This is a genomic window from Escherichia sp. 94.0001 (assembly GCF_013369155.2).
GTDB classification, from domain to species: domain Bacteria; phylum Pseudomonadota; class Gammaproteobacteria; order Enterobacterales; family Enterobacteriaceae; genus Escherichia; species Escherichia coli_F.
Map to the genome: position 1 here is coordinate 71,872 of NZ_JABWMS020000010.1, position 12,844 is coordinate 84,715.

The 12,844-nt window shown below is 52.2% G+C and carries 11 protein-coding genes; 6 read left to right on the forward strand and 5 right to left on the reverse strand.

Annotation, left to right across the window (positions count from 1 at the left end):
* Nucleotides 1-4: 4 nt before the first annotated feature.
* From pqiA to rlmKL, 3 genes are all read right to left on the reverse strand, one after another.
* On the reverse strand, nt 5-1,258 hold the full coding sequence (pqiA, locus tag HEN33_RS07825) for a membrane integrity-associated transporter subunit PqiA (protein WP_032183877.1): 1,254 nt from the start codon (nt 1,256-1,258) through the stop codon (nt 5-7).
* A gap of 129 nt (nt 1,259-1,387) precedes the next feature.
* A complete protein-coding gene (locus HEN33_RS07830; RefSeq protein ID WP_032302808.1) occupies nt 1,388-3,295 on the reverse strand; it encodes an ABC transporter ATP-binding protein in 1,908 nt (635 codons plus the stop codon).
* Between the two features lie 11 nt (nt 3,296-3,306).
* Complete coding sequence (rlmKL, locus tag HEN33_RS07835) at nt 3,307-5,415, reverse strand: bifunctional 23S rRNA (guanine(2069)-N(7))-methyltransferase RlmK/23S rRNA (guanine(2445)-N(2))-methyltransferase RlmL (protein ID WP_176263460.1); 2,109 nt, start codon at nt 5,413-5,415, stop codon at nt 3,307-3,309.
* Nucleotides 5,416-5,512: 97 nt separating this feature from the next.
* Between rlmKL and ycbX the strand changes: the two genes are divergently transcribed.
* Nucleotides 5,513-6,622 carry a 6-N-hydroxylaminopurine resistance protein YcbX gene (gene ycbX / locus HEN33_RS07840; RefSeq protein WP_176263459.1) on the forward strand — a complete coding sequence of 370 codons (1,110 nt, stop codon included), beginning with the start codon at nt 5,513-5,515 and terminating at the stop codon, nt 6,620-6,622.
* Here ycbX and zapC read toward each other — a convergent pair.
* Both zapC and pyrD read right to left on the reverse strand, forming a co-directional pair.
* On the reverse strand, nt 6,619-7,161 hold the full coding sequence (gene zapC, locus HEN33_RS07845) for a cell division protein ZapC (protein ID WP_001295353.1): 543 nt from the start codon (nt 7,159-7,161) through the stop codon (nt 6,619-6,621). The genes ycbX and zapC overlap by 4 nt on opposite strands.
* 173 nt (nt 7,162-7,334) lie before the next feature.
* Nucleotides 7,335-8,345: a quinone-dependent dihydroorotate dehydrogenase gene (gene pyrD / locus HEN33_RS07850; RefSeq protein WP_001354889.1), complete on the reverse strand. Its 1,011-nt coding sequence runs from the start codon at nt 8,343-8,345 to the stop codon at nt 7,335-7,337.
* A 236-nt stretch (nt 8,346-8,581) separates the two neighbouring features.
* On the opposite strand from pyrD, the gene ssuE reads away from it, so the two are divergent.
* Genes ssuE through ssuB form a run of 5 tightly spaced genes read left to right on the forward strand, consistent with a single transcriptional unit; the run spans nt 8,582 to nt 12,818 of the window.
* Nucleotides 8,582-9,157: an NADPH-dependent FMN reductase gene (gene ssuE, locus HEN33_RS07855; RefSeq protein WP_176263458.1), complete on the forward strand. Its 576-nt coding sequence runs from the start codon at nt 8,582-8,584 to the stop codon at nt 9,155-9,157.
* The gene (gene ssuA / locus HEN33_RS07860) at nt 9,150-10,109 is read left to right on the forward strand and encodes an aliphatic sulfonate ABC transporter substrate-binding protein SsuA (protein ID WP_176263457.1); all 960 of its coding nucleotides are present in this window, start codon (nt 9,150-9,152) and stop codon (nt 10,107-10,109) included. The genes ssuE and ssuA overlap by 8 nt, the downstream gene beginning before the upstream one ends.
* Entirely contained in the window at nt 10,106-11,251 is a 1,146-nt protein-coding gene (gene ssuD, locus HEN33_RS07865) for an FMNH2-dependent alkanesulfonate monooxygenase (RefSeq protein WP_032302802.1), read from the forward strand. Before ssuA ends, ssuD begins: the two co-directional genes overlap by 4 nt.
* Before the next feature lie 11 nt (nt 11,252-11,262).
* Nucleotides 11,263-12,054 (forward strand): aliphatic sulfonate ABC transporter permease SsuC, encoded by a 792-nt coding sequence (gene ssuC, locus HEN33_RS07870; protein WP_032302801.1) that lies wholly within the window; start codon nt 11,263-11,265, stop codon nt 12,052-12,054.
* Nucleotides 12,051-12,818 carry an aliphatic sulfonates ABC transporter ATP-binding protein gene (ssuB, locus tag HEN33_RS07875; RefSeq protein WP_001090507.1) on the forward strand — a complete coding sequence of 256 codons (768 nt, stop codon included), beginning with the start codon at nt 12,051-12,053 and terminating at the stop codon, nt 12,816-12,818. Before ssuC ends, ssuB begins: the two co-directional genes overlap by 4 nt.
* Nucleotides 12,819-12,844: the final 26 nt, after the last annotated feature.

Here is a 12,844-nt window from a genome sequence, read left to right on the forward strand (position 1 = left end):
ACTGTCAGGACTCCTCATGCTCTGATTCAGGTTGACGATCCCACGACAAACGCGGGTCAAACGTCATAGCAGAAAACATTGTCATTATGACGACTAAAGCAAACATTAATGCACCCATTGCCGGATAAATACTCATTAAACCTCCCATACGCACCAGCGCCGAGAGCACCGCGATGACGAAAACGTCAATCATCGACCAGCGGCCTACAAACTCAACAACTTCATAAATCAAATGCATTCTTTCACTGTCGCGCTTGCCATGTCCTTTAGCATCCCAACACAGCCACGCGATGGCGATCATCTTTAACGTTGGCACCATAATACTGGCCAGAAAGATAACCGCAGCGACGGGATAAGAGCCTTCGCTCCATAACAGAATAACCCCGGCGAGAATCGTCGACGGCATCTTCGAGCCTAATAAATCCGTCACCATGATGGGCAAAATATTCGCCGGCAGATACAACATGATGGACGTAACAAGCAGTGCGAGTGTCCACTGCAGGCTGTTTCTACGACGAACATACCCTTTGGTACTACAGCGCGGGCACACAGGTTCATCAGCAGGAAGGATTGCCGTGCAACAGGAGCACGAACGCAGCCCCTGGCGTATCCCCGTGACGCCCGGTTTTAGCGGCTGGCGCAGTTCTGGCATTGGGGCGATATCGTCCCATAACCAGCGACGATCAACGCACTGAAAGGCGCGCAGTTGCAGGACACAAAATAAACACCAGGGGAGAAAGCTACTGCCGACACCAATGCTGCCGTAAGCCATCAGTTTAACGAAACTCACCAGCACACCCGCGAGGAAAATCTCCGCCATTCCCCAGGTTTTGAGTTGAAAAAGCACCCGTGCCAGTTGCTCTTTTAAACGGACCGGTAATTGTGCGCGATTAACCAGTAACAGAATAGTTATCAGGCAAAACGCGGGAACCAGTTGCACAAACAACAGGAAAAAGGTGCCGAGGCTGGCGTAGTCCTCAGAAAAAAGCACGCCGGGAATTTCCAGTAATGTAATTTCACTGGTGACTCCCGCAACGTTCATATTCACAAAAGGAAACAAGTTGGACAGCAACAGCATGAACAGTGCAGCCAACGCATAGGCAGTGGGACGCTGCCGAGGGGCATCCCACGCCACGGTTAACGTTGTGCCACACCGGGGACATGCCGCTTTCTGACCATGCTCAAGGCGCGGTAACGCCACCAGCATGTCACACTGCGAGCACAGGATGTGCTTCGCGGCATGATGATGTTCGCACATTGGTACTCCTTAATGATGCGCTATTTTACAGATGACTAACAAAGTGTTGGTTTTCATGCCTGATAAACCCAGTGCATCAGGCAATTTTACCGTTGTCAGCTGTCTCTGTTTAAATCGACTATTTTGCGATCAGCCACCATTTTTTAACGCTTCAAGATACTCCCAGCGTTCAAAGGCTTGCTCCAGCTCCTGCTCTGCAGCAGCCATATCGGCGAGCACTTTTTGTGTCTGCTCATGCGGCTGACTGAAGAAGGAAGCATCCGCCACCTGCGTCTGTAGGGCTTCCAGCTTCGCCTCCAGATCTTCGAGCAATTGCGGTAGCTGCTCCAGTTCGCGCTGCAATTTATAGCTTAGTTTGCTACTGCTGCGTTTTACAGTTTCTGCTTTTGGCACGGCGGTTTCTTCGGTTTTTTTCACCGCAGGCTGTTTAAGCGCCACATACTGTTCTTGCTGACCACGGGCATCATGATAACCGCCGACATAACGACCAATTTTACCGCCGCCTTCGAAGATCCAGCATTCTGTAACCGTGTTATCGACAAACTGACGATCGTGGCTCACCAGCAATACCGTGCCCTGGTAGCTGTCGATCAGTTCTTCCAGCAATTCCAGCGTTTCGACATCAAGGTCGTTGGTCGGTTCGTCAAGAATCAATAAGTTGCTTGGTTTGAGGAACAAACGCGCCAGCAGCAAGCGGTTACGCTCACCGCCAGATAGCGCACGTACCGGCGTCATCGCCCGTTTCGGATGGAACAGGAAGTCCTGCAAATAGCCCAATACGTGGCGTGGCTTGCCGTTAACCATCACTTCTTGCTTACCTTCGGCAAGATTATCCATCACCGTTTTATCGGGATCCAGTTCCGCGCGGTGCTGATCGAAATAAGCCACTTCCAGTTTGGTGCCAACGTGAATACGCCCGCTGTCCGCCTGAAGCTGACCGAGCATCAGTTTCAGCAGCGTGGTTTTGCCGCACCCATTCGGGCCAATCAGGGCAATTTTGTCGCCACGTAGAACCTGGGCAGAAAAATCTTTCACCAGTTGCTTACCGTCAACCTGGTAGCAAACGTCTTCCATTTCGAAAACGATCTTTCCGGAGCGGCTGGCTTCTTCCACCTGCATCTTTGCGGTACCCATCACTTCGCGACGCTCGCCACGCTCGCGACGCATTGCTTTCAGGGCGCGTACGCGGCCTTCATTACGGGTACGGCGCGCTTTGATCCCCTGGCGGATCCACACCTCTTCCTGCGCCAGTTTGCGATCGAACTCGGCATTTTGTAGTTCTTCCACACGCAGGGCTTCTTCTTTTTCCAGCAGGTACTGGTCGTAATTCCCAGGATAGGTCACCAACTTGCCGCGATCGAGATCAACAATGCGCGTCGCCATATTGCGGATAAACGAACGGTCGTGGGAGATGAAAATTATCGTCCCATTGAAGGTTTTAAGGAATCCTTCCAGCCAGTCGATGGTTTCGATATCCAGGTGGTTAGTCGGTTCGTCGAGCAGCAATACGCGCGGATTGCTCACCAGCGCGCGTCCTAATGCCGCTTTACGCAACCAGCCGCCGGAAAGCGACGACAGCGCAACGTTAGGATCTAACCCCAGTTGCGCCAGCACTTCGTTAATGCGGTTTTCCAGCTGCCACAGGTTGTGGTGATCCAACTGTTCCTGAACCTTCGCCAGTTCGTTGAGATTTTTCTCGCTCGGGTCGTTCATCACCAGGCGCGAAATATCGTGATAGCGTTTCAGGTATTCCGCTTGTTCTTCAATGCCTTCGGCAACGAAATCATAAACGCTACCCTCAACGTTACGCGGCGGATCCTGTTGCAGACGAGCGACAATCAAATCTTGCTCGTAAATAATGCGACCGTCATCCAGCCCTTGTTCACGGTTGAGGATTTTCATTAACGTCGATTTGCCTGCGCCGTTACGGCCTACCAGACAAACACGTTCGTTATCTTCGATATGCAGTTCTGCGTTATCGAGAAGCGGCGCGTCGCTGAACGACAGCCATGCGCCATGCATACTGATTAATGACATTACTATTCCTTTCAGGCTGCGGTAATCAGCCAGCAGTTGTGGATCTGGCGGTTACGGGCGAAATCCTGGGAGAGCGTTTTTTGCGTAATTTCTTGTGCTTTCAGTCCCAGTTTTGCCAGTCCGTCAAGATCCATACGGAAGCCACGTTTGTTGTTCGAGAACATGATCGTCCCACCAGCACGCAGCAGACGTTTCAAATCTTTCATCAGCGCCAGATGATCGCGCTGAACATCAAACGCATCTTCCATTCGTTTTGAGTTAGAGAAGGTTGGCGGATCGATAAAGATCAGATCGAACTGTTCATTTGCCTCACGCAGCCACGCCAGGCAATCGGCCTGAATCAGGCGATGCGCACGCCCGGTTAGGCCATTCAGACGCAGGTTGCGTTCTGCCCACTCCAGATAAGTACGCGACATATCCACGGTGGTAGTGCTGCGTGCACCGCCTAATCCCGCGTGCACGGTGGCGCTGCCGGTATAAGAGAACAGGTTGAGGAAATCTTTGCCTTTGCTCATCTGACCGAGCATACGACGGGCGATACGGTGATCGAGGAACAGACCGGTATCGAGGTAATCCGTCAGGTTCACCCACAAGTGAGCGTTATATTCGGTGACTTCGAGAAACTCGCCCTTCTCGCCCAGTTTCTGGTACTGATTTTTGCCCTTCTGGCGTTCACGGGTTTTCAGCACCAGTTTGTTTGGCGCAATCCCCAGTACCGAAATGGTTGCAGCGATAATATCGAACAGACGCTGACGCGCTTTGTGCGCATCAATAGTTTTTGGCGGCGCATACTCCTGCACCACCACCCAGTCGGCATAACGATCAACGGCAACGTTATATTCCGGCAGATCGGCGTCATACAGGCGGTAACATTCAATCCCTTCCTGGCGAGCCCACTTCTCGAATTTTTTGAGGTTCTTACGCAGGCGGTTAGCGTAGTCTTCCGCTACCATCGCCGGTTTGCTGTCTGGAGTGCTTTGGGCAACGTGGTAATTTTTCTGTACGCAGTCCAGCGGGCCGTTTTTCGCCTTGTACTGTTTGTCTGCACGCAGCTGCAGGCAGCTGAGCAGATCCGGCGAGGCACTAAACAAAGAGAGATTCCAGCCACCGAACTGGTTTTTCATGATTCGGCCCAGCAGACTATGCAGCGCAATCAGCGCCGGTTCGCTGTCCAGACGTTCACCGTATGGCGGATTGCTCAACACTGTACCGTACGGCCCTTTCGGCAGCGGATTGGTCAGTTGCGCGACATCTTTCACCTCAAAGGTGATCAGTTCACCAATCCCCGCAAGACGGGCGTTAGTGCGCGCACGTTGAATCACCCGTGCGTCGCTGTCCGAACCGTAAAAATGAGAGCTGTACTCAGCCAGGCCTTTACGGGCGCGAGTTTGCGCTTCCGCTTTCACTTCCTGCCAGATAGCTTCATCATGCTGCGCCCAGCCGCTAAAGCCCCAACGCCCACGGTGCAAGCCTGGTGCGCGATCGGTCGCCAGCATCGCAGCTTCAATCAGCAACGTACCAGAACCACACATTGGGTCGAGCAGCGGTGTTCCTGGCTGCCAGCCGGATCGCATCACAATCGCGGCTGCCAGGGTTTCTTTGATCGGCGCAATACCAGCACGATCGCGATAGCCACGCAGATGTAAACCATCACCACTGAGATCAAGGGCGATACTGGCAGTTTCTTTATGCAGCCAGACGTTAACGCGGATATCCGGCGCATCGCGATCAACATTTGGACGCGGCAGATTTTTCCGCGTGAAAGCATCGACAATCGCGTCTTTCACTTTCATCGCACCGTACTGACTGTTGCGGATGGTGTCATTCAAACCACTGAAGTGGACAGCGAAGGTCGCGCCAGGATTAAACATCTCTGTCCAGTTGATCGCCTGAACGCCGAGATAGAGGTCTAAATCACTGTAAACCTTACACTCGCCCAGCGGCAACATAATACGCGAGGCCAGGCGGCTCCACATCAGGCTCTGGTAAACAAGCCGTGTGTCGCCCTTAAAATGGACCCCACCCTGAACCACCTGGCATTCAACGGCCCCCAGGTTTTCCAGTTCAGTTTTTAACAGCTCTTCCAGCCCACGGGCCGTACTGGCAAACAGAGAATTCATATCGTCACTTTTACTCTAAGAAAATTGTTGCGCATTATAGCTAATAAGCGCGTCATGTCATAAAGTTGAGGGCTTATTTTCATTTGAGGACCGCACCGTGGCGACATTAACCCGGCTTTTTATTCATCCTGTTAAATCGATGCGCGGCATTGGTCTTACACATGCTCTGGCAGATGTCAGTGGTCTGGCCTTCGATCGCATCTTTATGATCACGGAACCTGACGGTACGTTTATTACCGCTCGCCAATTTCCGCAAATGGTACGGTTTACTCCTTCACCTGTGCATGATGGCTTGCATCTCACCGCACCAGATGGCAGTAGCGCATATGTTCGTTTTGCTGATTTCGCCACACAAGACGCACCAACCGAAGTTTGGGGCACACATTTTACCGCGCGAATTGCGCCAGACGCGATCAACAAATGGTTAAGTGGATTTTTCTCCCGCGAAGTGCAATTGCGCTGGGTGGGGCCACAAATGACCCGGCGCGTGAAACGCCACAACACTGTACCTCTGTCATTTGCTGATGGCTATCCTTACCTTCTTGCTAACGAAGCCTCGTTACGTGATCTCCAACAACGTTGTCCGGCCAGTGTAAAAATGGAGCAATTCCGCCCCAATCTGGTGGTTTCCGGCGCGTCAGCCTGGGAAGAAGATAGCTGGAAAGTGATTCGTATTGGTGATGTGGTGTTTGATGTGGTTAAACCTTGTAGCCGCTGTATTTTCACCACCGTCAGTCCAGAAAAAGGGCAAAAACATCCGGCAGGCGAACCATTAAAAACATTGCAATCTTTCCGTACTGCCCAGGATAACGGCGATGTCGATTTTGGTCAGAATTTAATTGCCCGTAATAGCGGCGTGATTCGCGTTGGCGATGAGGTGGAAATTCTGGCAACGGCTCCGGCTAAAATTTACGGCGCAGCTGCCGCTGATGATACCGTCAACATCACGCAACAACCGGACGCAAATGTAGATATTGACTGGCAGGGACTGGCATTTCGTGGAAATAACCAACAGGTGCTGCTGGAGCAATTAGAAAATCAGGGAATTCGTATCCCTTATTCTTGCCGCGCGGGCATTTGTGGAAGCTGCCGTGTTCAGCTTTTAGAAGGCGAAGTCACACCGCTCAAAAAATCAGCAATCAGCAATGATGGCACCATTCTTTGCTGTAGTTGTGTGCCGAAGACTGCGCTTAAACTAGCGCGTTAAACTGCCTGTTCGAGGCTGAAACTGTCAACATTAACCTGCGGTTTCAGCCTGTCATTCATGATTTTGATGGCGTCCCCCAACTGCATCGCGCGACCCGCAATAACAACGCAGGGTTGCGCCAACAGGCACAGTGCAGCATTTTCGCCAGATTCAACGACCAGCAAATTGACTTGCTCGTGAGTGTCGCTCAACCAAACGCAGGCCGCATCGCCCGGCATGGGCACCCACATTTCACCATGGGAAACAAAATGCCAGCTTTTCGGCATTTGCGGTTTGAGATAACGAATTGCTACCAGCGCATTAAGCACCAGTTCGGCTTTTTGTTCTTTAGATAAATTAAAATCGCGGCATTTTTCTTCAAATGAGAAATAGAGCGCGGCGTCGTCAACGCAAAAGCCTGCGGGAGAAAAGGCATCTGGAGTCAACATTTTGCGCGCAAAACGTGAGCGAAATAGCATACCATTGGCTAAATCGAGCATCATTCGATCGTGCTCTTCATCGTAATACCAACGCCAGTTATCGTCTGGTTTAATTCGCATTTGCCTCTCCCCTACCCTATAAAACCGCAGCAACACAATCCATTGTCGCTTCGCTTAATAACCTCAACAATAAAAGTACAAAATGTCTAAATAAGCAACAGCGATGAATATAAAACAACCAGGGCTTAAAATAAAGCCCTGATTATCTTATAAAGAGAAATTCAAAGAAATAATTAGATATGGTTAACGATTTCTTTAATCAGCGGCGGTCCTTTAAAAATAAAACCAGAATAAATTTGCACCAGTGAGGCCCCCGCAGCAATCTTTTCACGCGCAGCGATAACCGAGTCAATGCCGCCAACACCGATGATCGGTAAGCGACCGTTTAATTCCTGAGACAAACGGCGAATAATTTCGGTGCTTTTTAACTGTAGCGGACGACCACTTAAGCCCCCAGTTTGATCGCAATTTTTCATACCCTGTACCAAAGAACGATCGAGCGTGGTATTCGTTGCAATAACGCCATCAATATTATGGCGAACTAAACTATCGGCAACCTGGATCAATTCTTCTTCAGAAAGATCCGGCGCGATCTTCACTGCGATCGGCACATATTTATGGTGCATCGCTTGCAAATCATTTTGCTTATTTTTAATCGCGGTTAAGAGATCATCCAGCGCTTCGCCATATTGCAGTGTGCGTAGTCCTGGGGTATTCGGCGATGAAATATTGATGGCGATATATCCCGCATAAGCATAGATTTTTTCCATACAAATCAGATAGTCATCTTTACCCTGCTCCACCGGCGTATCTTTATTTTTGCCGATGTTAATACCCAGGACGCCATCATAATGGGCTTTTTTTACGTTCTCTACGAGGTTATCAACGCCAAGATTATTAAAGCCCATACGGTTGATCAAACCTTCGGCATCTACCAGACGAAAGAGACGCGGCTTGTCATTACCTGGCTGTGGACGTGGCGTGACGGTACCGATCTCGATAGATCCAAACCCCATCGCGCCTAACGCGTCAATGCACTCCCCGTCTTTATCAAGACCGGCTGCCAGACCAAGCGGATTTTTAAACGTCAGGCCCATGCAGTTAACAGGTTTCGCAGGCACTTTCTGCCGCACCAGTGCTTCAAACGGCGTTCCTGTAATACGGCGTAATTGCTGAAAAGTAAACTCATGAGCGCGCTCTGGATCGAGCTGGAAAAGGGCTTTACGAACGAAGGGGTAGTACATGAACTCTCCTGGATTCCCGGTGTGCAAACCGGGGGCGTATTATGTGCGAGTTCGTACTAAAAGGGAATTGACCTGTGGCAAAAAATAGCAAACGTTTTCTTATTGCGCTTTTTTTATGCTTTTTTTGGCTTTTCTTCCTCAGATAAATCATTTCGACTCGCGGGCCACCTCTGTCAGACTGACCGAATTGTTATCAATGTTAACAAAACAAGAACAATTGGTTATAAGGAGAGAGTATGCGTGTCATCACCCTGGCGGGTAGTCCTCGCTTTCCTTCTCGCTCCAGCTCCTTGCTGGAATATGCGCGGGAAAAACTGAATGGCCTGGATGTAGAGGTTTATCACTGGAATCTGCAAAACTTCGCCCCGGAAGATCTGCTCTATGCCCGTTTCGATAGTCCGGCGCTAAAAACCTTCACCGAACAATTGCAACAGGCCGATGGGTTGATTGTCGCCACGCCAGTGTATAAAGCCGCCTATTCCGGAGCGCTGAAAACCCTGCTCGATCTGCTGCCAGAACGCGCGTTGCAAGACAAAGTGGTACTGCCGCTGGCAACGGGCGGTACAGTGGCTCACCTTCTGGCGGTCGATTACGCGCTTAAACCGGTATTAAGCGCGCTGAAAGCCCAGGAGATCCAGCACGGCGTGTATGCCGATGACTCACAGGTGATTGAATACCAGCACAAGCCGCAGTTCACGCCAAATCTGCAAACCCGTCTTGATGCCGCGCTCGACACCTTCTGGCAGGCGCTGCACCGCCGCGATGTCCAGGTTCCTGACCTTCTGTCTCTGCGAGGTAACGCCCATGCGTAAGATCATTAAACTGGCGCTGGCGGGATTGCTTAGCATCTCTACACTCGCGATTGCCGCAGAGTCGTCTCCAGATGCGTTACGTATTGGCTATCAGAAAGGCAGTATTGGTATGGTGCTGGCAAAAAGCCACCAATTATTGGAAAAACGCTATCCGAAAACCCAAATCTCGTGGGTGGAGTTCCCCGCTGGGCCGCAAATGTTGGAAGCGTTAAACGTTGGCAGTATCGATCTCGGCAGTACGGGGGATATTCCGCCAATCTTTGCTCAGGCTGCCGGAGCTGATTTGCTGTACGTGGGCGTCGAACCGCCGAAGCCAAAAGCCGAAGTGATTCTGGTGGCAGAAAACAGTCCGATCAAAACCGTAGCCGATCTTAAAGGTCATAAAGTTGCCTTTCAGAAAGGTTCCAGTTCGCACAACCTTTTACTGCGCGCACTACAACAGGCCGGGCTTAAATTCACCGATATCCAGCCCACTTATCTGACGCCTGCCGATGCCCGCGCCGCGTTCCAGCAAGGTAACGTCGACGCCTGGGCTATCTGGGATCCCTACTATTCCGCCGCGTTATTACAGGGCGGAGTGCGAGTGCTGAAAGATGGCACCGGTCTCAATCAAACAGGATCTTTTTATCTGGCTGCCCGTCCGTATGCAGAAAAAAACGGCGCTTTTATTCAGGGCGTGCTGGCAACCTTTAGTGAGGCCGATGCGTTAACCCGCAGTCAGCGTAAGCAAAGCATCGCTTTACTGGCAAAAACAATGGGTTTACCGGCACCGGTGATTGCCTCTTACTTAGATCATCGCCCTCCTACCACCATCAAACCAGTTAACGCCGACGTTGCCGCCTTACAGCAGCAAACGGCAGATCTGTTTTATGAAAACCGTCTGGTACCGAAAAAAGTCGATATCCGCCAGCGCATCTGGCAGCCCACTCAACTGGAAGGAAAACAATTATGAGTCTGAATATGTTCTGGTTTTTACCGACCCACGGTGACGGACATTACCTGGGAACGGAAGAAGGTTCACGCCTGGTTGATCATGATTATCTGCAACAAATTGCGCAAGCGGCGGATCGTCTGGGCTATACCGGTGTGCTAATTCCAACGGGGCGCTCCTGCGAAGATGCGTGGCTGGTGGCAGCGTCAATGATCCCGGTGACGCAGCGGCTGAAGTTTCTTGTCGCCCTGCGCCCCAGTGTGACATCGCCTACCGTTGCCGCCCGCCAGGCCGCCACGCTTGACCGTCTCTCTAACGGACGCGCGTTGTTTAACCTGGTCACAGGCAGCGATCCACAAGAGCTGGCAGGCGACGGCGTGTTCCTTGATCATAGCGAGCGTTACGAAGCCTCGGCAGAATTTACCCAGGTCTGGCGGCGGTTGTTGCTTGGCGAGACAGTGGATTTCAACGGCAAACATATTCATGTGCGCGGAGCCAAACTGCTCTTCCCGCCGATTCAACAGCCCTATCCTCCGCTTTACTTTGGCGGCTCGTCAGACGTCGCCCAGGAGCTGGCGGCAGAACAAGTTGATCTCTACCTCACCTGGGGCGAACCGCCGGAACTGGTTAAAGAGAAAATCGAACACGTGCGGGCGAAAGCTGCCGCGCATGGACGCAAAATTCGTTTCGGTATTCGTCTGCATGTGATTGTTCGTGAAACCAACGACGAAGCGTGGCAGGCCGCCGAGCGGTTAATCTCGCATCTTGATGATGAGACCATCGCCAAAGCACAAGCCGCGTTTGCCCGCACCGATTCCGTGGGGCAGCAGCGAATGGCGGCGCTACATAACGGCAAGCGCGACAATCTGGAGATCAGCCCCAATTTATGGGCGGGCGTTGGCTTAGTGCGCGGCGGTGCCGGGACGGCGTTGGTGGGCGATGGTCCGACGGTCGCCGCGCGAATCAACGAATACGCTGCGCTTGGCATCGACAGCTTTGTGCTTTCTGGTTATCCGCATCTGGAAGAAGCGTATCGGGTCGGCGAGTTGTTGTTCCCACATCTGGATATTGCCATTCCGGAAATTCCCCAGCCACAACCGCTGAATCCGCAAGGCGAAGCGGTGGCGAATGATTTTATCCCCCGTAAAGTCGCGCAAAGCTAAGGAACAAAATGATGGCAACGCCAGTGAAAAAGTGGTTATTGCGCGTTGCCCCCTGGTTTTTACCGGTGGGCATCGTGGCGGTGTGGCAACTGGCCTCCTCGGTTGGCTGGTTGTCGACGCGTATTTTGCCCTCACCGGAAGGGGTGGTGACGGCGTTCTGGTCGCTCTCAGCCAGCGGCGAATTGTGGCAACATCTGGCGATCAGCTCCTGGCGGGCGCTGATTGGTTTTTCAGTTGGCGGATCGCTGGGCTTGATTCTGGGACTGATTAGCGGGCTGTCGCGCTGGGGAGAACGGCTGCTGGATACCTCAATTCAGATGTTGCGCAACGTGCCGCATCTGGCGCTGATCCCGCTGGTGATTTTGTGGTTTGGCATTGATGAATCCGCAAAAATCTTTCTGGTGGCGCTCGGCACGCTATTCCCCATTTATATCAACACCTGGCACGGCATCCGTAATATCGATCGCGGTCTGGTGGAAATGGCGCGTAGCTATGGATTATCCGGCATACCGCTGTTTATCCATGTGATCCTGCCTGGTGCCCTGCCCTCAATTATGGTCGGCGTACGTTTTGCGTTGGGCCTGATGTGGCTGACGCTGATTGTTGCCGAAACCATTTCTGCCAATTCCGGCATTGGTTATCTGGCGATGAATGCGCGGGAGTTTTTGCAAACGGATGTGGTGGTAGTCGCCATTATTCTCTACGCCCTGCTCGGCAAACTTGCTGACGTCAGCGCGCAGCTGTTAGAGCGCCTCTGGCTGCGCTGGAATCCGGCTTATCATTTGAAGGAGGCCACGGTATGAATACTGCTCGTCTGAACCAGGGCACACCCTTGTTACTCAATGCAGTAAGCAAACATTACGCAGAAAATATCGTTCTGAACCAACTGGATTTACATATTCCGGCAGGTCAGTTTGTGGCGGTGGTGGGCCGCAGCGGTGGTGGCAAAAGTACCCTGCTGCGCCTGCTGGCAGGTCTGGAAACGCCAACCGCAGGCGATGTGTTAGCGGGTACCACACCGCTGGCTGAGATTCAGGAAGACACGCGAATGATGTTTCAGGATGCGCGTCTGCTACCGTGGAAATCGGTGATTGATAACGTTGGGTTAGGCCTTAAAGGTCAGTGGCGCGATGCCGCGCGTCGGGCGTTGGCAGCGGTAGGACTGGAAAATCGCGCGGGGGAATGGCCTGCCGCACTCTCTGGCGGGCAGAAACAGCGTGTGGCGCTGGCAAGAGCGTTGATTCATCGACCGGGTTTGTTGTTGCTTGATGAACCGCTCGGGGCGCTGGACGCCTTAACGCGACTGGAGATGCAGGATTTGATTGTGTCACTTTGGCAGGAGCACGGTTTTACCGTACTGTTGGTGACGCATGATGTGAGCGAAGCGGTAGCAATGGCTGACCGGGTGTTGTTAATTGAAGAGGGAAAAATTGGTCTGGATTTGACGGTGGATATCCCCCGTCCGCGCCGATTAGGGTCGGTGCGATTAGCGGAGCTGGAAGCGGAAGTGTTGCAACGGGTGATGCAGCGTGGGCACTCTGAACAACCGATTCGGCGTCATGGTTAATATGCCGGATGTGGCGCACAAAACCA